Origin of the sequence: Marixanthomonas ophiurae (assembly GCF_003413745.1) — a bacterium.
In the GTDB taxonomy this organism is placed as follows: Bacteria; Bacteroidota; Bacteroidia; order Flavobacteriales; family Flavobacteriaceae; genus Marixanthomonas; species Marixanthomonas ophiurae.
In genome coordinates this window covers 600,037-619,140 of the sequence record NZ_QVID01000001.1, presented here as the reverse complement: position 1 = coordinate 619,140, position 19,104 = coordinate 600,037, and the positions used below count along the sequence as shown (strand labels likewise).

14 protein-coding genes are annotated in these 19,104 nt (G+C 36.2%); 10 read left to right on the top strand and 4 right to left on the bottom strand.

Annotated features, from left to right (window positions below):
- The first annotated feature begins 26 nt into the window (after positions 1-26).
- The 4 genes from DZ858_RS02735 to DZ858_RS02720 all read left to right on the top strand — a co-directional run bounded on the left by DZ858_RS02735 (position 27) and on the right by DZ858_RS02720 (position 6,424).
- On the top strand, positions 27-2,867 hold the full coding sequence (locus DZ858_RS02735; protein ID WP_117158010.1) for a WD40/YVTN/BNR-like repeat-containing protein: 2,841 nt from the start codon (positions 27-29) through the stop codon (positions 2,865-2,867).
- 111 nt (positions 2,868-2,978) lie between these two features.
- The gene (locus tag DZ858_RS02730; RefSeq protein WP_117158009.1) at positions 2,979-3,644 is read left to right on the top strand and encodes a succinate dehydrogenase cytochrome b subunit; all 666 of its coding nucleotides are present in this window, start codon (positions 2,979-2,981) and stop codon (positions 3,642-3,644) included.
- 12 nt (positions 3,645-3,656) lie between these two features.
- Positions 3,657-5,660, top strand: coding sequence for a fumarate reductase/succinate dehydrogenase flavoprotein subunit (locus DZ858_RS02725; protein ID WP_117158008.1), 2,004 nt, complete (start codon positions 3,657-3,659; stop codon positions 5,658-5,660).
- 17 nt (positions 5,661-5,677) lie between these two features.
- The gene (locus tag DZ858_RS02720) at positions 5,678-6,424 is read left to right on the top strand and encodes a succinate dehydrogenase/fumarate reductase iron-sulfur subunit (protein ID WP_117158007.1); all 747 of its coding nucleotides are present in this window, start codon (positions 5,678-5,680) and stop codon (positions 6,422-6,424) included.
- A gap of 54 nt (positions 6,425-6,478) precedes the next feature.
- Here the strand turns inward: DZ858_RS02720 and DZ858_RS02715 are convergent, their stop codons facing one another.
- Positions 6,479-8,713, bottom strand: coding sequence for a tetratricopeptide repeat-containing hybrid sensor histidine kinase/response regulator (locus DZ858_RS02715; protein ID WP_117158006.1), 2,235 nt, complete (start codon positions 8,711-8,713; stop codon positions 6,479-6,481).
- A gap of 108 nt (positions 8,714-8,821) precedes the next feature.
- Here DZ858_RS02715 and DZ858_RS02710 point away from each other — a divergent pair, with 108 nt between their 5' ends.
- The 4 genes from DZ858_RS02710 (at position 8,822) to DZ858_RS02695 (ending at position 13,678) form a co-directional block, all read left to right on the top strand.
- Positions 8,822-9,958, top strand: coding sequence for a methionine aminotransferase (locus tag DZ858_RS02710; protein WP_117158005.1), 1,137 nt, complete (start codon positions 8,822-8,824; stop codon positions 9,956-9,958).
- Positions 9,959-10,091: 133 nt separating this feature from the next.
- Complete coding sequence (gene katG / locus DZ858_RS02705) at positions 10,092-12,332, top strand: catalase/peroxidase HPI (RefSeq protein WP_117158004.1); 2,241 nt, start codon at positions 10,092-10,094, stop codon at positions 12,330-12,332.
- Positions 12,333-12,402: 70 nt separating this feature from the next.
- Positions 12,403-12,876, top strand: a complete 474-nt coding sequence (locus DZ858_RS02700) for an ankyrin repeat domain-containing protein (protein ID WP_117159494.1) — start codon at positions 12,403-12,405, stop codon at positions 12,874-12,876.
- Between the two features lie 19 nt (positions 12,877-12,895).
- A complete protein-coding gene (locus tag DZ858_RS02695) occupies positions 12,896-13,678 on the top strand; it encodes an amidohydrolase (RefSeq protein ID WP_239990706.1) in 783 nt (260 codons plus the stop codon).
- On the opposite strand, the gene DZ858_RS02690 is transcribed toward DZ858_RS02695, so the two are convergent.
- Positions 13,623-15,269 (bottom strand): Ig-like domain-containing protein, encoded by a 1,647-nt coding sequence (locus tag DZ858_RS02690; protein ID WP_117158002.1) that lies wholly within the window; start codon positions 15,267-15,269, stop codon positions 13,623-13,625. The two genes, DZ858_RS02695 and DZ858_RS02690, sit on opposite strands and share 56 nt — an antisense overlap.
- Before the next feature lie 24 nt (positions 15,270-15,293).
- Positions 15,294-15,968 carry a ComF family protein gene (locus DZ858_RS02685; RefSeq protein WP_117158001.1) on the bottom strand — a complete coding sequence of 225 codons (675 nt, stop codon included), beginning with the start codon at positions 15,966-15,968 and terminating at the stop codon, positions 15,294-15,296.
- 79 nt (positions 15,969-16,047) lie between these two features.
- Between DZ858_RS02685 and DZ858_RS02680 the strand changes: the two genes are divergently transcribed.
- Together DZ858_RS02680 and DZ858_RS02675 are read left to right on the top strand one after the other, a co-directional pair.
- Positions 16,048-16,935, top strand: coding sequence for a hypothetical protein (locus DZ858_RS02680; protein ID WP_117158000.1), 888 nt, complete (start codon positions 16,048-16,050; stop codon positions 16,933-16,935).
- A gap of 63 nt (positions 16,936-16,998) precedes the next feature.
- Positions 16,999-18,534: a glycine--tRNA ligase gene (locus tag DZ858_RS02675; protein ID WP_117157999.1), complete on the top strand. Its 1,536-nt coding sequence runs from the start codon at positions 16,999-17,001 to the stop codon at positions 18,532-18,534.
- A gap of 41 nt (positions 18,535-18,575) precedes the next feature.
- Here DZ858_RS02675 and DZ858_RS02670 read toward each other — a convergent pair whose 3' ends face one another.
- Complete coding sequence (locus DZ858_RS02670) at positions 18,576-18,935, bottom strand: hypothetical protein (RefSeq protein WP_117157998.1); 360 nt, start codon at positions 18,933-18,935, stop codon at positions 18,576-18,578.
- Between the last annotated feature and the right edge of the window lie 169 nt (positions 18,936-19,104).

The window sequence follows — 19,104 nt, the reverse complement described above, 5'->3', positions numbered from 1 at the left end:
AATTTCAACGTTTAAAATTACTCTCAATGAAGCAATCCTTACTTTTATTATTCAGTTTCCTTTTTATTTCAGCATTTTCTCAACAACCGGCAACTTCAAAAGCCGAATTAGAAAAAGCATTGCAGCAAAAAGAACAACTTTCGCAAAGCTCACTCGTAAAAAATCTACCTTTTAAAAATATTGGTCCGACAGTAATGAGTGGCCGTATTGTTGATTTTGCTGTAAACCCTGATAATCCAATTGAATTTTATGCGGGCTATGCTAGTGGTGGCGTTTGGTACACCAACAATAACGGTACTTCCTTTACACCAGTGTTAGATAATAGCGTAACACAAAATGTAGGAAGTCTTGCTGTAGATTGGAAAAACGGCACGATTTGGGTAGGAACCGGAGAAGTAAACGCTTCTCGCTCGTCATATGCTGGAATTGGCTTGCTGAAATCTACCGATAAAGGTGAAACGTGGCAAAATATGGGGTTAAAAGGCAGTCACCATATTAGCAAAATATTGATAAACCCATCAAATCCTGATGAGGTGGTGGTAAGTGCTGTGGGGCATTTATATTCTACCAACGAAGAACGCGGTGTTTATAAAACGGTAGATGGAGGAAAAACATGGAATAAAACCTTATTTGTAAATGACGAAAGCGGTATTATCGAAATGGATCGCGACCCAAATAATTTCGATTTACTCTATGCTTCTTCTTGGGAAAAAGACCGAAAAGCGTGGAATTTTACCGGAAGCGGTGAAGGGAGTGCTATTTATAAAAGCACCGACGGGGGTGATACTTGGAAAAAGATGTCTGTTTCTGGCAGCGGATTTCCAACAGGAAAAGGTGCTGGTCGTATTGGTTTAGCTGTGGTTGATGATAATGCAGTCTATGCTATAATCGACAACCAAGATCATCGTAAAAAAGAAAAAATGGACACTGATAGTGATGCGTTGACGAAAGATGTATTCAAAAAAATGAGTGCTTCAGAGTTTTTGGCGTTGGACAATGATAAGCTGAAAAAGTTTTTGCGCGCCAATGGTTTTCAGGAAAAATACAAAGCCGAAAACGTAAAAAACATGGTGCGTAGTGGCAGCGTAAAACCAGCAGATCTTGCTAAATATTTAGAAGATGCCAATACGCAATTATTTGACACACCAGTTATTGGTGCTGAGGTATATAAAAGTACAGATGGGGGCAAAACATGGGGTAAAACCCACGAAGGGTATATTAATAATTTGTATTATTCGTACGGATATTACTTCGGAAAAATACATGTAGATCCTTCCAATTCAGATAAAATATATATTTATGGAGTTCCTATTCTAAAATCAGCCGATGGAGGTAAAACCTTTGAATCAATTAGTGCAGAAAACGTACACGCAGATCATCATGCGTTATGGATTAACCCTAAAAAGGCAGGTCATTTAATTGATGGTAATGATGGTGGTGTTAACATTAGTTACGATGATGGTAAAACGTGGATTAAAAACAACGCGCCGGCCGTGGGGCAGTTTTATACTGTGAATGTAGATAACGAAGAGCCTTATAATGTGTATGGTGGCTTGCAGGACAATGGTGTGTGGGTAGGGCCGCACAATGCCAAAATAGATTATGGTTGGCAACAATCTGGACAAAACCCATATGAAAGTATTATGGGCGGTGATGGTATGCATGTTCAAATTGATAACAGAAACAGTAACATTGTTTATACCGGTTTTCAGTTTGGAAATTATTTCAGGATCAATCGTGAAACTGAAGAACAAACCTATATCCAGCCGAAACATGAACTGGGTGATAGCCCGTATCGCTTTAATTGGCAAACACCTATTTTATTGAGTCCGCATAATCAAGATATTCTCTATTTAGGAGGAAATAAACTCATGCGAAGTATGAACCAAGGTGATGATTGGGAAGCCATTTCTGGCGATCTTACCAAAGGTGGAAAACCTGGAAATGTTGCTTACGGAACGTTAACAAGTATTAGTGAATCACCTTTTACCTTCGGGTTGTTATATGCCGGAAGTGACGATGGTATGTTGCACGTTTCAAAAAATGCAGGTGGTAATTGGACGGATATTTCAAAATCATTTCCAAAAGATTTGTGGGTGAGCAGAGTAATCGCTTCAAAACATAAAAAAGAAAGGGTATATGTTACGTTGAACGGGTATCGTTGGGATGATTTTAAAACCTACGTGTATGCAAGTGAAAACTACGGACAAACGTGGAAAGATATCAGTAGTAATCTACCAGCATCACCTGTAAATGTAATTAAGGAAGATCCTGAAAATGAAAATGTACTATATATAGGTACAGATAATGGAGCTTATGTTTCTTTTAATAAAGGAAATTCTTGGGAGGCATTTTCAGAAGGGTTGCCGAATGTAGCGGTTCACGATTTGGTCATTCAAGAGCGCGAAAAAGATTTGATTTTAGGTACACACGGCCGCTCTTTCTATTTGGCTAATGTTTCTTTGCTTCAGCAAATGAATGTTTCTAAAATGAATGATGTATTGTTAGCTGAATTAAACCCCATCCAGTTCTCGAGCCGTTGGGGTAGCAAATATGGAGAATGGTACGATGTAATTGAACCTTCAATAAACCTTCAACTTTATAGTCCTTCCGAAGGAAAAGCAATTATTACCATTAAAACGAAAGAAGGAAAAGAAGTACAGCAGCTTACAAAAGATGTTGTAAAAGGTGTTAATATAATTGAGTATGATATAACTGTTTCAGAAAAAGGTAGAAAAATTCTGGAAAAAGCTGATGTCGAAGTGAAGAAAGCAGATAATGAAAAGTATTATTTGCCTGAGGGGATGTATGATGTAAAGGTGTCAATAAGTGGTGCCTCAAAAACTCAAAAACTTGAAATTAAATAAGTATTGTATTTAAAACAGTTCTAAATAAAGAGGAAAACAATTGATACTTTTTGTTGAAACCTTTTTCAGTAGTACTTTTGTCTACCTTAATTTTTGAAAAATTAAACCATAATGGGAATATTATCCGCTTCGATCGCCAAAAAAGTGGCGATGGCCCTTTCAGGTCTATTTCTTGTATTTTTTCTTGCACAACATTTTACCATAAACTTTTCCTCGGTTTTTTCTGAAGAAACGTTTAACAGCTGGTCTCATTTTATGGGAACCAACCCGTTGGTGCAGTTTATTTTGCAACCCGTATTAATTTTTGGTGTTGTATTTCACTTTGTAATGGGAATTATCTTAGAGCTTAAAAATAATAAAGCTCGAAAAATAAGTTACAAATCGTATAAAGGAAACACCAATTCTACGTGGGCATCCCGAAATATGATTATTTCAGGAGCTGTAATCTTAGCATTCTTAGGATTGCACTTTTACGACTTTTGGGTTCCGGAAATTGTACATAAATATGTAGAATCCCATCCAGCAGATGCGACACGGTATTATGGCGAGTTGGTTCATAAGTTTGAAAGCCCAGTACGAACTGGAATTTATGTGCTATCATTTGTGTTATTAATGTTTCATTTATGGCACGGATTTGCTTCTTCTTTCCAAACAATGGGTTGGAATAATAAGTTCTCAAAAGCGGTTAAAGGATTTACAAAGCTCTATGCTATTGTAATTCCGTTAGGCTTTATCATTATAGCCTTGTACCATCATTTTAATCAAATTTCCCACTAAACAGCAAAAGCTATGTCGATATTAGATGCAAAAATACCAGAAGGACCTTTAGACGAGAAGTGGAAAAACCATAAAAACAGCATTAATCTTGTTAATCCTGCGAACAAACGAAACATTGATGTTATCGTTGTGGGAACAGGTTTAGCTGGTGGAAGTGCCGCTGCAACGTTGGCCGAACTAGGGTATAACGTAAAAACATTTTGCTATCAAGATTCCCCTCGTAGAGCACACTCTATTGCGGCACAAGGAGGGATTAACGCTGCAAAAAACTATCAAGGAGATGGCGATTCTAACTACCGTCTTTTTTATGATACTGTAAAAGGTGGCGATTATCGTTCTCGCGAAGGAAACGTATACCGTCTTGCTGAAGTATCTGCTAATATTATTGACCAATGTGTGGCACAAGGAGTTCCTTTTGCTCGTGAATATGGTGGATTACTAGATAACCGTTCATTTGGTGGGGTATTAGTGTCGCGTACTTTTTACGCAAAAGGACAAACAGGACAACAATTACTACTAGGAGCGTATGCTGCTATGAACCGCCAAATAAACCGTGGTAAAATTCAGCCGTTTAACCGTCACGAAATGTTAGATTTAGTGATTGTTGACGGAAAAGCACGTGGTATTATTGCCCGTGATTTGGTTACAGGTAAACTAGAAAGACATTCTGCTCATGCGGTTGTTATTGCTTCAGGAGGATATGGAAACGTATTTTTCCTTTCCACCAATGCGATGGGAAGTAATGTGACTGCATCTTGGAAAATACATAAAAAGGGCGCCTACTTTGCAAACCCTTGTTATACACAAATTCACCCAACCTGTATTCCAGTCTCGGGAGATCATCAGTCTAAATTAACGTTGATGTCTGAATCCCTTCGAAATGACGGACGTATTTGGGTTCCGAAGAAAAAAGAAGATGCGATTGCTATTCGTGAAGGTAAAAAGAAACCAACAGAACTTTCAGAAGAAGAACGAGACTATTACTTAGAGCGTCGTTACCCCTCGTTTGGTAATTTAGTGCCTCGTGATGTGGCTTCTCGTGCTGCAAAAGAGCGTTGCGATGCTGGATTTGGTGTTAATAAAACGGGTGAAGCCGTATTTTTAGATTTCGCTTCTGCGATTGAGCGTTATGGAAAAGAGCAAGCCGTAATGCATGGAAATCACAACCCGAGCAAAGAAGAAATCATAAAATTAGGAACAGAAGTCGTTGCGAATAAATACGGAAACCTGTTCGAGATGTATGAAAAAATTGTGGATGCGAATCCTTATAAAACCCCAATGATGATTTATCCTGCCGTGCACTACACCATGGGTGGCGTTTGGGTAGATTACAATTTACAATCAACGATAAAAGGCTGTTATGTTACTGGAGAAGCTAACTTTAGCGATCACGGAGCAAACAGACTAGGAGCTTCTGCATTAATGCAAGGATTGGCCGATGGTTATTTTGTATTGCCGTATACGATTGGAGATTATTTAGCTGATGATATTAGAACTGGAGAAATTTCAACTGATCTTCCAGCTTTTGAACAAGCAGAAAAAGATGTTCGCGAACGGTTAGAAAAACTAATTAACAATAAAGGAACTAAGTCTGTTGATGATATCCATAAGCGTCTAGGAAAGATCATGTGGAACAAGGTTGGAATGTCTAGAAACGCGAAAGGACTAAAAGAAGCTATTTCAGAAATTAAAGCCTTACGTGAAGAGTTCTGGAAAGAAGTAAAAGTACCCGGTTCGATGGACGAAATGAACCCAGAACTTGAAAAAGCAGGTCGTGTAGCAGATTTTCTAGAATTAGGAGAATTGTTTGCAAAAGATGCGTTGCATCGTGAAGAATCGTGTGGCGGTCACTTTAGAGAAGAATACCAAACCGATGAAGGTGAAGCGATGCGTGATGACGAAAACTTTATGTATGTAGCTGCCTGGGAATATAAAGGAGAACCTAGTGAAGCTGTGTTGCACAAAGAGAACTTGGATTACGAGAACATTGAAGTTAAAACTAGAAGTTATAAATAATATTTAAAGCTTAACTTATGAAGCTTACTCTAAAAATATGGCGTCAAAAAGGCGCTAACACGAAAGGAAGTTTACAGACTTACCCAATAGATGGTATCGATGGAGATATGTCCTTTTTAGAAATGCTGGACGTTTTAAATGAACAGCTAATTGAAAAAGGAGACGAACCAGTTGTTTTTGATCATGATTGTCGCGAAGGAATTTGTGGATCATGTTCCTTACAAATTAACGGAAAACCACACGGGCCACAACGTCACACAACTACCTGTCAATTACACATGCGTAGCTTTAATGACGGTGATACAGTTGTAATTGAACCGTTTAGAGCAACTGCTTTTCCTGTAATTAAGGATTTAGTGGTAGATCGTAGTGGCTTTGACCGTATTCAACAAGCAGGAGGATATGTTTCAGTAAATACTTCTGGAAATACAATCGATGCAAATGCTACTCCAGTAGAAAAAGATAACGCAGACGAAGCTTTTAATTCAGCAACATGTATTGGTTGTGGAGCTTGTGTAGCAGCGTGTGTAAACGCTAGTGCGATGCTGTTTACTTCGGCCAAAGTTAGTCAGTTTGCTTTATTGCCACAAGGTGAAGTAGAGGCCACAAGACGTGTTTTAAACATGGTAGAGCAGATGGATAAAGAAGGTTTTGGAGCGTGTAGTAACACCGGAGCTTGCTTTATTGAATGCCCTAAGGATATTTCATTAGAAAATATTGCACGTATTAACCGTGAGTACTTAAAGGCAAGTGCTGAAGGATAAAAAATTGATTTTATAATAAAAAAACCCAAACTAGTTAGTTTGGGTTTTTTATTTTTAGAAGAATTGCGGCGCCATTTTACCAGAGTAAAAAACAGTCAGGTTCCGTAAAATAACTTGTAAAAACTTGTTCATATCGTAGGGCTTTACAATAATGTCGTTCATACCGCTATTGTAAATTTCAAACCTCATATCCTCAACTTCAACGGCTGTTAAGGCGACAATAGGGATAGTTGTATTGAAAGCTCTTATTTTTTTGGTTGCTTCTAGTCCGTTCATTACAGGCATATTAATATCCATTAGAACCAAATCGAAGGTGTTTTGCTTTATCTGTTCAACAGCTTGCTTCCCGTTTTCGGCAACAGAACAGATTACTTGGTTTTTTTCCAGTATTTTTTTGGTCACAGCTTGATTAATGCGATTATCTTCAACAATTAAAATACGTTTATTTATCAATAGCTTCTTGTTTAATAAGCTATCTTCTAATTTCTTTTCAGCTTTATTCACTACATCAAAACTTAAATTAAACCAAAAGCTGGAACCTTCTTCTTTTTTACTTTCTAAATAAATTTTGGAGTTTGAAAGTGCTACCAATTTTTTAACAATGGTAAGGCCAAGTCCTGTTCCTTGATAACTATAATTTTCACTATCTACCTGTGAAAATTCATTAAAAATACGCTCTTGGTCTTTTTCCGAAATCCCGATACCCGTATCTTTTATCTCAAAGCATAACAAAGCTTTGGTAGGACTAACCTTTTTAGGACTAATACTAATTGTTATTTGTCCGTTTTCGGTAAACTTGCAAGCATTGCCCACAAGGTTCATCAATATTTGCGAAAGGGCAATGACGTTTCCTTTTAGTACTTTCGGTACTTTTTCTGAAATATTTATTGATATCCTATTCTTGTTCTGAAGCCGCATATACTCAAAAGAAGAAGCTATTTTATCAATTAAATCCTCTACATTGAAAGTTGTGGTGTGGTTTTCCAGTTTATTCGCATCTATTTTATTTATTTGAAGTACATCATTAATTAATGCCAATAAATAGTCTGCTGAAAACTTTAATGATTTTAAATCGTTTTCGTGCCCTTTTAGAGAGGGGTCTTCCAATAAAATGGAACTTAATCCTATTACACCATATAGCGGCGTACGTAGTTCGTGGCTTACTGTTGAGAAAAATTCGGTTTTGGAACGAGACATTTTTTCGGCATGCTGTTTGGCTTCTAAAAATTCCCTATTTCGTCTTCTAAGTTTTTCCACCAATTGTTTTCTTCTGCGGTAGGCTAACAAGAAAATGATGAACAAAAACAATAATATTGCTGAAACCACATAAAGTATGGTGTTTAAGTTACTTTTATTTTTTACTATTTCAGCTTGTAGTTGGTTTTTAAGCTCGGCAGCTTCAATGTCTTTCCTGTATTCTGAAACTTGAAATTTAGCTGAAACAGTTTCTGTTTGTGCGTTGTTAACATTACGAAGATTTTGCTCAAGGTATTTGTCATATTCAGCTCGCATAATATATGCTTCTTCAAACTCATTTTGATGATACAAACTTCGGCTAAGGGCTAGATAAGCAGATTCTAATTCTAAGGAAAGACCTTCTTTTTTAGCACTTTCTATTGCCTTATTTAAATAACTATCCGCTAATTTATAATTGCCTTTTTCTATATGATACTCACCCGTTAAAACATCGATACCTATGTAATTGTAATGCTTTTTATTAAAATCATTTAACTTTCTGGCCTTTAATAGATGTATATAGGCTTTGTTATAATCCTTTGCGTCCATTGCCGTAAGGATGGTGTTGTAGTGCGCATCAGCTATGCCAGCAGAATCCTTTAATTTTTCAAAAACAACAATAGATTTATCATGGTACTGAAATGCTTTCTTGTAGTTATGATCTAATTCAGCATACACATTTGCCAGATCCATATATGAAAGTGCTTTAGCAGTATCGTTTTTGGAAAGTTTGGCATATTTTTCTGCTTTTTTAAAACTTTCTTTGGCTTGAAGGGTATCGTTTAGCTCTAAATAATCATATCCTAAATTTCGGTATCCTTGATGTATGTAATAATTGTTTTTGCTTTCTAGTCCTTTTTTTAATAACTCGATATTAATTTTAAGAGATTCTGTAAAGTCTCCTTTGTTATAAAAAATATCGGCAGTTTCATCTAATTCCTTAAAGGAATATTTTTTATAAATCTGTAGATTATCCAGAGATGGTTCTTGGGTTTGCCCAAAACCAACTATGTAGAAAAGAAGAAAGCTAAATAAAAGTAGATTTTTATTCATAAAAAAAGACTTCAATAAAATCAACAAGTTACATAATTTCACAAAAAACCGCCTGAAATTAAAAAAGTAAGTTTTGGAGAGCTTAAACTATACCGTTACATTTATAAAATGACTTCAAAATTACCAAATACAACAACTTCAATTTTTAGTGTGATGAGCAAATTGGCCTCAGACCACAATGCTATCAATTTAGCTCAAGGATTTCCAGGGTTTGAAAGCGATCCGGTTTTGATTGATCTAGTTAATAAAGCGATGAAAGATGGCTATAATCAATACGCTCCTATGCCTGGGGATAAAAAATTGCGAGAGGTTATTTCAAAAAAAATAGAAAGTTTATATTATAAAAAATATAATGCTGATAGGGAAATTACCATTACAGCGGGTGCTACACAAGCTATTTTTACGGCCATTGCAGCCACTATTCACAAAGATGATGAGGTAATAATCTTTACCCCAGCATATGATTGCTATAAACCATCGGTAGAGTTGTTTGGAGGTAAAACGGTTGAAATTCAATTACAGGTTCCAGATTATAAACCCGATTGGAAAAAGGTTACTGAAAAGGTAACCGAAAAAACCAAAATGATTATAATTAACATGCCACACAACCCAACTGGAATGTTGTTTTCTGAAGATGATATGCTACAACTGCAAAAACTTGCTGAAGAACATGATCTTTTGGTTTTAAGTGATGAAGTGTATGAACATATTGTTTTTGATGGCGAAGAACACCAAAGCGCGGCTAAGTTTCCACAATTGGCAAAACGCAGTTTTATAACCGCTTCTTTTGGGAAGACATTTCATAACACCGGATGGAAAATGGGCTATTGCGTAGCTCCAGAATATTTAATGAAAGAGTTTCAAAAAGTACATCAGTTTAATGTGTTTTCGGTAAACCATCCTATTCAAAAAGCATTAGCAACCTATTTACAAGATGAAGAGAATTATTTGTCACTTCCTTCATTTTATCAACAAAAAAGGGACTACTTTCTAGAATTAATTAAAGATTCCCGTTTCAAATTTACTCCTTCAAATGGTACTTATTTTCAATTACTTGATTTTTCTAAAATTTCAGAAGAACGTGATATCGATTTTGCGGATCGATTAACTAGAGAACATAAAATTGCAACTATTCCCACTTCGGTTTTTAATGAGAATAACGAGGATTTTAAACAAATACGAGTCTGTTTTGCCAAAACAGATTCAGAGTTGAAAAAAGCCGCTGCAATCTTAAATTCAATCTAGAAAACAAATAGATTGACCTGTTGTTATAAGAAATACTGATACTTAAATTATGTATTGAAATCATGATTTTGATTTTGAATAGTTTATAAATGTTAACTTTATCGTTCTATAGCCTTAAAAAATCAATATAATTATGGACAGCAAGAATAGTAACCACCATGGTGAAGCATGGGAAGTAAACGAATCATCAGCGAATTGCCCTTTTTTAAATGGTAATCTAAACAACACAACTGGAGGCGGTACAAGTAATAGAGATTGGTGGCCAAACCAATTAAACTTAAATATTTTACGCCAAAATTCATCCTTGGTAGATCCTATGGATGAAGGTTTCGATTATGCTAAAGAATTTGAATCACTCGATTTAAAAGCAGTAAAAGAAGACCTATATAAATTAATGACTGATAGCCAAGATTGGTGGCCAGCAGATTATGGTCATTATGGACCATTTTTTATCCGTATGGCTTGGCATAGTGCAGGGACGTATCGTATTCAAGATGGTCGTGGTGGTGCAGGAACAGCACAACAGCGGTTTGCCCCTTTAAATAGTTGGCCGGATAATGCAAACCTTGACAAGGCTAGACTTCTATTATGGCCCATTAAGAAAAAATATGGTAAAAAATTATCTTGGGCAGATTTGTTGGTATTAGCAGGTAATTGTGCGCACGAGTCTATGGGGTTAGAAATGTTTGGTTTTGCTGGAGGAAGAGAAGATGTTTGGGAGCCTGAAGAAGTATATTGGGGCTCAGAAACCGAATGGCTAGGGAACGAAGATCGATTTACAGAGGACCAACTTGAAAAGCCTCTTGGGGCTGCTCATATGGGATTAATTTACGTAAACCCTGAAGGCCATAACGCAAATCCAGACCCAGTAGATGCCGCACATTACATTCGGGAGACTTTCGGGCGTATGGCGATGAACGACTATGAAACCGTAGCTTTAATCGCAGGCGGACATACTTTCGGAAAAACCCACGGAGCCGCAGATCCTGAAGAATATGTAGATGCAGAACCCGCTGCAGCAGGTTTGGAAGAACAAAGTATGGGTTGGAAAAATAAATTCGGGACAGGAAAAGGTGCCGATACGATTACTAGTGGATTAGAAGGAGCGTGGACTAAAACACCTATACAATGGGATAATAACTTTTTTGAAACCTTATTTGGATATGAATGGGAGTTGTCTAAAAGTCCTGCGGGCGCACATCAATGGAAACCAAAAGATAATGCGGGTGCAGGAACAGTGCCTGATGCTCACGACCCTAATAAAATGAACGATCCGTTTATGTTAACAACCGACCTTTCATTACGAATGGATCCAGATTACGAAAAAATTTCAAGACATTTTTACGAAAACCCAGAAGAGTTTGCCGATGCTTATTCACGTGCTTGGTATAAACTTACACACCGTGATATGGGACCAAAAGAACGATATTTAGGTCCTGAAGTGCCACAAGAAGAGTTAATTTGGCAAGACCCAATTCCTGAAGTAAATCACGAATTAGTAAACAGTCAAGACATCGCCAATTTAAAATCTAAAATTCTAGATACAAATCTTTCTATATCAGAATTGGTTTCAACCGCTTGGGCATCTGCTTCTACTTTTAGAGGTTCAGATAAACGGGGTGGAGCAAATGGAGCGCGCATTCGATTAGCACCACAAAAAAACTGGAAAGTAAATAATCCAAAACAATTAGATAAAGTTCTAAATACGCTTGAAAGTATTCAGAAAGAATTTAATAATGCACAATCTGGAAACAAAAAAGTATCGTTGGCAGATTTAATTGTTTTAGCGGGATGTGCTGCAGTAGAAAAAGCTGCTAATAATGCAGGTCATAATCTAAATGTGCCTTTTACTCCAGGTAGAGCAGATGCGTCTGAAGAACAAACCGATGCCGAAGCATTTGACGCTTTAGAGCCACTTGGAGACGGTTTTAGAAATTACGTAAAAGATAAATATAAAGTTACTGAAGAGGAATTATTAGTTGACAAAGCACAGTTGCTTACCTTAACGGCACCAGAAATGACTGTTTTGGTAGGAGGTATGCGTACGTTGGGCGCTAATTACGACGGTTCTAACAAGGGTGTATTTACGGATAAAACAGATAAACTTACAAACGACTTTTTTGTAAATCTTGTTGATATGGGAACTACATGGAAAGCAACTTCTGATGATGATACTGTTTTTGAAGGCACAGACCGAAAAACAGGTGATGCTAAATGGAAAGGAAGTAGAGTAGATCTTATCTTTGGGTCTAATTCTGAATTACGTGCCATTGCTGAAGTTTATGCTTCAGAAGACGCTAAAGAAAAATTTGTAAAAGACTTTATAAAAGCATGGGACAAAGTGATGAATTTAGACAGGTATGACCTTTCTTAACAAGGTAAACTTTTGTTAAACCCATAGCGGAATGGTAACTTTATCATTCCGCTTTATTAATTTAGTTGTTATGAGTACAATATTATTTGACGCCATTAGAAAAGGAGAAGATAAAAAGGTAAAAGAGCTTTTACAAGAACATCCCAAATGGATAAACGAGAAAGACGCAAGAGGATCTACTCCCCTTTTACTAGCGTGTTATTACGGACTTGAAGATATTTCAAAAATAATTATAGAGTATAACCCCAATATCGATGCCCAAGATGCATCTGGGAATACCGCTTTAATGGGTGTTTGTTTTAAAGGTCATACTAATATCGCAAAATTATTAATAGATAATGGCGCTAATGTAAACGTCACAAACTTTAATGGAGCCACAGCCTTAATCTATGCGGCTACATTCGCTAAAAAAGACATTGTGAAGCTTTTGCTAGAGAATGGTGCAGATACAACGATAAAAGATGATCGCGGCAACACAGCAATGGACCATGCTCAAATGCAAGAGGCACAACCAATTATTGAGTTACTAGAAAGTAAAAAGTAGAAATTTAAACACATACATTTTGAATTCTGAAACTTTAAACGTCACATTAATTCAGTCACAGTTACATTGGGAAAATGCTGAAGAAAATAGGCGTATGTTTTCAGAAAAAATAAATTCCATATCTGAAGAAACCGATTTGATTATCCTTCCCGAAATGTTTCCCACCGGTTTTTCAATGAATGCTTCAAATCTTGCTGAAGAAATAAACGGAACAACCTTAAAATGGATGATTTCTGAAGCTAAAAAAAGCAATGCTGCTATAACGGGAAGTGTCATCGTTTCAGAAGAGAGTAATTTTTACAACCGACTTTTCTTTGTCTTTCCAGACGGCAATTATAAAATATATGATAAAAAGCACACGTTTACATTAGCTGGAGAGCATAAAACATACAGCAAAGGAACCGAACGGCTTATTGTGGATTACAAAGGCTGGAAAATTTGCCCCTTAGTGTGTTACGATTTACGTTTCCCGGTTTGGGCTCGCAATACAGAAGATTACGATTTGCTATTATATGTAGCCAATTGGCCCAAAAAACGAACTTCCGCTTGGGATGCCTTATTAAAAGCACGTGCCATTGAAAATATGAGTTATTGTATTGGGGTAAATCGTGTAGGTTTTGATGGAAATAATCACGAATACAGCGGCCATTCTGCGGTTTATGATGTTTTAGGCGAACAGATCTCCACAAAAGAATATGAAATAGAATTTATTGAAACCGTGTCTATAACAAAAGAACATATTGCTGCTACTCGGGGTCATCTAAAGTTTCTACAGGACCGGGATCGTTTTCAGTTAGAATAAAAGTTTCGTTTAAACTCCAATTAGCACGAACTTCCAACTGTGAAGGATAATATAAAATCCGTTCAGGCTGTTGTCGGTTTAAGAAACTTCCAGTATCCCATTTTTCATTTTCATTTTCGTCAAAAATAACCCGAACATAATATTTGCCAGGGTTTATGTTTTCAAATAAAATAGGCTTTAATTCGGTTACGTATTCTTCGGCTATAACCTTAAACTTACTATCGACCAACTGAATTATAACCGGAAACTGCTTCAAATTTTCCATCGTAATATTCAACGTCCCATAATCTGAAATTACTTTTGTTCGCAGGGTGTAGTTTAATGTATCATTTGTCGCTTCATAAAAATCGGTTATGGCACCGGGTAATAGTTGTACTTGGTACGTTTTTCCTTCAGTTTTAGGAAAAAATAATTGAGCAATATTATATTTTTTATTGATTGCCGTTTTAGGCTCTATGTTAAGAGAATCATTGTCTAAAATGGTTATTTTTTCAGTATTGATAGATTCAAAAGGAGTGTTAACCAATAACTTTAAGGTGTCTTTAGGTAAAACTGTTCCGGCATTAATAGCCGATATATTAAGTGAATCTTTATATAATTCTTTGATTCTTACACTTAAAGTGTCAGTAAAACGGTTGTTTTTAGCCAAGAAGAGTAGTGAATCGTTTTCCACTTCAGGTTTAAACCAATAATGCAGCGTGTCTTTTTTTAGGTCGCGGTATGTTTTATACTCAAAATCTGCAGGTACTTCTGAAAGCAGTTCTACTTGCAGGCTATCGGCAATGCCTTCATACCCAAAAAGTATATGGTTTTTTGCTTGGTATTTGGGTCGTGCAATTAGGTATTCTGGAGTTTCTTTAAAAAGAGTTAACGTGTAAGTACTATCTGAAGGTAATGTTATAAAATTCTTAGCAACCCCTATTTTATCACTTCCGGGCTGAAACGTATAATCGTTATTACTTTCTTTAAGCGCCATTAATAGGTATTTGCCTTCCTTTACATTGGTGATTTCAAATATACCGGTACTGTCTTTTGTGGTAGTGATATATTTAGGTTTTTCAGAATAGACCAAAGTATCATTATAAGCTTCATTTGCCTCATATAACATGACCGTAGTTGGTATTTCCGGATTAGGAAGTACGGCATCTTGTACGCGGCCATTTACCGTAAGACTATCAATATAACTTCCGGTAGAGAATACGTATTTGTAATACTCAAATGGGTTTTCCTCATTATTATCTACAATACTTTGCCCAAAATTAATAGAGTAGGTGGTGTTTTCTTTTAAGGTGTCATCAATTTGAATACGCAATGTTTTAGATGTGCTAAGCGGTGTGATATTGGGCGGATACTCAAGGGGAGGAGAAATAATTAAATTTTTCTGAAGTTCCTTCAACTTAATATATTCATCAAAATAAATACTTATTTCGTTTCCTTTAAAGTTAGTAGTATAATTTTCAGGAACGCTCCTTACAATTACTGGTGGAATACTATCACGCTCCCCGCCAGAAGGAGAGCCCTTTTTTGCGCACTCTACAAACGACAGTGAAAACAACAGTAAAATAGGAATGTATAGTAATCGGCTTTTCATTGGGGCAAAAATAACGAATCTTTATTATGCAATCGCAATAGTTGCAAGGCTAAGTTTTACATTGTTTGCTTTTAACAATTGTTGTGCACACGTTTCGAGGGTTGCTCCAGTGGTAATAATATCATCTACTAGCAAAATATGTTGATTTTCAATTATTTCTTTTTTCTGAAGTGAAAAAACACCTTCTCCTTTCCTTAATGGGTTAAAACGTGAAAATCGTTCTTTAAAAACCTGCGAGTTTGTTTTTGAAATTTTCAATAAAATATCATCCCGATACGGTACATTTAGAGCCTCAGCAATCGCTTTACCGAAACCTTCCACTTGGTTATAGCCTCTTTTTTTTTGCTTCTGTTTATGAAGTGGTACAGGAATCACCATATTGATTTTTTTGTATGCTGTAATTTCAGCAAGTTCTCCTCCTAGCCATCTTCCAAAAAAATCACTTATCTCATCTTGATTCCTATATTTTAAATTATGAAGTATATTTTGTGTAATCCCTCTTTTTTGAAACTGAAGCAAGGCAGTAGCGTTTTCAACAGGGAAACGACCGTAAAATATATCCATAAATGTTGAATCGTTATTTCTATGATGACAAGCCAAAGGAACATTAAATCTACAGGTAGAACAAAGTATGGTTTCATCCTGTAAAAGCAACTCGTTGCAACCATTACAAACCTTCGGAAACAAAAGATTTAACATAATTTAATTTTTTTTACCATTTTGTAAACGTTTCGGTGGTTACTACGTTCGTATTTTAGCGTTTAAAACCATCTTAAATATGAGTTCAGAATCAGAAACTAGCGGAACTAAGTTCAAAATACTTATAGGAGTACTATCTGTATTGTTAATTGCGCTTGCAGTTTACACCGTTTCCCTATACAATGATAGTAAAGATAAGGTAACAGGGCTTGAGCAACAAAAAGAAACCATTGAAAATGAATTGGAAGAACTAATCGCTAACTATGATGAGGTGATCCAAGATAATGAGTTGAAAGATAAAGATCTTTTAGCGGCGCGAGATCGAATAGAGATACTTTTAGATTCTGTACAAAATGCAGAAGCCAACGTCTTGTTGATAGAACGTTATAAATCTGAAGTAGGAAGATTGAAGAATGAACGTAAAATGCTTTTTAAACGAGCCGATAGTTTGATAGCCGTTAATAAACGCATCTCGATGGAGCGTGACAGCACAACCACTGTTTTAAATGAGACCATAAAGGTGGTAGACTCTGTAAACGAAAAAAATACGTCGATGGCCGAAACTATTAAAAAAGGGTCTATAGTGAATGCTACCGATCTAAGAGGAGAAGCGGTTATTATCCGTAACAGTGGAAAAGTAGTCGATACCCGTAGGGCTAGCAGAGCCGATAAAGTAAGAGCGTGTTTTACGCTAGCTCCCAACGTTATTGCAGAAAGTGGCGATAGAGAACTCTATGTTCAAGTTATTAATCCAAAGAACAATTTGTTAGGAGATAAAGAAACAATCAGTTTTGAAAGTGGTGTGTTAAACTACAGTGCTAAGACAAGTGTTTTTTACGAAAATGAAGAATTAGATGTTTGTGTACTTGTTAATGCAACCGAAAATAACTTAATCGAGGGTCGTTATACGGTAAATGTTTTTGACGGCGAAACGCAAGTAGCCACGACCACAATGGAATTAAAATAATAACAATAATAAATTTATTGAACCGCTACGGTGTTATCGTAGCGGTTTTTTTATTTTTGTGCTATGGCAAACAACGAAGATCATTTTAAGAAGGTAGTCTCCCACGCAAAAGAATATGGATATGTTTTTGCGTCCAGTGAAATCTATGACGGGCTTAGCGCCGTGTATGATTATGCACAAAATGGAGTTGAACTTAAAAAAAATATACGTGAGTATTGGTGGCGAAGTATGGTGTATATGCACCAAAACATTGTAGGGATCGATGCATCCATATTAATGCACCCTACTACTTGGAAGGCTTCTGGTCACGTTGATGCATTTACCGATCCGTTGATAGACAATAAAGATTCTAAAAAACGTTATCGAGCAGATGTGTTGATTGAAGATTATGCCGAAAAATTAGAGCAAAAAGCCCAAAAAGAAATAAAGAAAGCCAAAAAACGCTTTGGCGACGATTTTGATGAGAATGAGTTTGTAAGTACGCACCCGCGAGTAGTTCGGTATCGTGAAGAGCAAAAAGAAATCTTAAGCCGAATGGCAAAATCACTTTCTGCAGAAGATTTAAAAGACGTTAAAGCCCTTATTGAAGAGCTTGGTATTGCCTGCCCTGATACAGGAAGTAAAAACTGGACCGACGTACGTCAGTTTAACTTAATGTTTGGCACTAAATTAGGTGCTTCAGCAGAGAGTGCAACCGATTTATATTTACGTCCTGAAACAGCACAAGGTATTTTTGTAAACTTCTTAAACGTTCAAAAAACCGGCCGGATGAAAATACCTTTTGGTATTGCTCAAACCGGAAAAGCATTTAGAAATGAAATTGTAGCCCGTCAGTTTATATTCCGTATGCGGGAATTTGAGCAAATGGAAATGCAATTTTTTGTACGTCCAGGTGACGAATTAAAATGGTACGAATACTGGAAAGAAACTCGTTTAAAATGGCACATGTCATTAGGAATGGGAGAAGAAAATTATCGTTTCCATGATCATGAAAAACTAGCTCATTACGCTAACGCCGCAGCCGATATAGAATTTAACTTCCCATTCGGATTTAAAGAGTTAGAAGGAATTCACTCCCGAACCGATTTCGATTTAAAAGCGCACGAAGAACATAGTGGAAAAAAACTTCAGTTTTTCGATCCTGAAATGAACAAAAACTACGTTCCTTATGTAGTTGAAACATCAATAGGTCTAGATAGAATGTTCTTGGCAGTATTGAGTAATTCTTTAGAAGAAGAAGCGTTGGAGGGTGATTCTACGCGAACTGTTTTAAAAATACCAGCTATTTTAGCTCCTACCAAAGCAGCCATTTTGCCATTGGTTAAAAAAGATGGATTACCAGAAATAGCCGAAAAAATAATAGAAGACCTACAATGGGATTATAACGTGGCGTATGATGAAAAAGATGCAGTAGGAAGACGCTATCGCCGTCAAGATGCTGCTGGAACGCCTTATTGCATCACGGTAGATCACCAAACAAAAGAAGATAACACGGTTACTATTAGAGACCGTGATACCATGGAGCAGGAGCGAATTGCCATTTCAGAGCTTTCAGAAAGACTGAAAAAAAGCATTTCTTTTAAAGCATGGCTTCAATAAAAATAAATAGTTAAAAACTTATTGTAAAAAAGAGCGGAATACTATTCTGCTCTTTTTTGTATTTCAGAAACAAATACTGGGTTGGCTTTTACACAGCGATTCATTCTACGCAATGGGTTAAATTGAAACCAAACTTTTTCACCGTCTTTTTTATAGCTTTCCTCTAAGTTAATGGGGTCGTAATACGTATCTCCCTCTTCCAATTTAATGGTGTAAGGACAATCACCTTCTTTTTCTGAAAACACAATCATGCCTTTTTTAAAGCCGGCATCCATCATTTTTTGTTCGTTTTGCTTTTCTATTGAAATCATTTCATTATTGTCTGAGGGTGTTTCTTTAGTACTATTGCAAGCTATTGCAAATAAAAATAAGAATCCTAAACTGAATTTTAGTAGTGTCATTGATATTAGGTTTTGTTTTATAATAGGGTAAATTACAAATAATGTACCGCAAAAAAACTATTAAATATTAAAAAAAATAATTTTTAGACTTTTTGAAAAACGAATACATTTAAAATCGTATAAAAATTAGAAAGAATACCTTTATTGGTCAGGAATTTTAACGTAAAGC

Coding starts and splice junctions, on each gene's coding strand:
- DZ858_RS02735 (WP_117158010.1), top strand. CDS start 27: ATGAAGCAATCCTTACTTTTATTATTCAGTTTCCTTTTTATTTCAGCA.
- DZ858_RS02730 (WP_117158009.1), top strand. CDS start 2,979: ATGGGAATATTATCCGCTTCGATCGCCAAAAAAGTGGCGATGGCCCTT.
- DZ858_RS02725 (WP_117158008.1), top strand. CDS start 3,657: ATGTCGATATTAGATGCAAAAATACCAGAAGGACCTTTAGACGAGAAG.
- DZ858_RS02720 (WP_117158007.1), top strand. CDS start 5,678: ATGAAGCTTACTCTAAAAATATGGCGTCAAAAAGGCGCTAACACGAAA.
- DZ858_RS02715 (WP_117158006.1), bottom strand. CDS start 8,713: ATGAATAAAAATCTACTTTTATTTAGCTTTCTTCTTTTCTACATAGTT.
- DZ858_RS02710 (WP_117158005.1), top strand. CDS start 8,822: ATGACTTCAAAATTACCAAATACAACAACTTCAATTTTTAGTGTGATG.
- katG (WP_117158004.1), top strand. CDS start 10,092: ATGGACAGCAAGAATAGTAACCACCATGGTGAAGCATGGGAAGTAAAC.
- DZ858_RS02700 (WP_117159494.1), top strand. CDS start 12,403: ATGAGTACAATATTATTTGACGCCATTAGAAAAGGAGAAGATAAAAAG.
- DZ858_RS02690 (WP_117158002.1), bottom strand. CDS start 15,269: ATGAAAAGCCGATTACTATACATTCCTATTTTACTGTTGTTTTCACTG.
- DZ858_RS02685 (WP_117158001.1), bottom strand. CDS start 15,968: ATGTTAAATCTTTTGTTTCCGAAGGTTTGTAATGGTTGCAACGAGTTG.
- DZ858_RS02680 (WP_117158000.1), top strand. CDS start 16,048: ATGAGTTCAGAATCAGAAACTAGCGGAACTAAGTTCAAAATACTTATA.
- DZ858_RS02675 (WP_117157999.1), top strand. CDS start 16,999: ATGGCAAACAACGAAGATCATTTTAAGAAGGTAGTCTCCCACGCAAAA.
- DZ858_RS02670 (WP_117157998.1), bottom strand. CDS start 18,935: ATGACACTACTAAAATTCAGTTTAGGATTCTTATTTTTATTTGCAATA.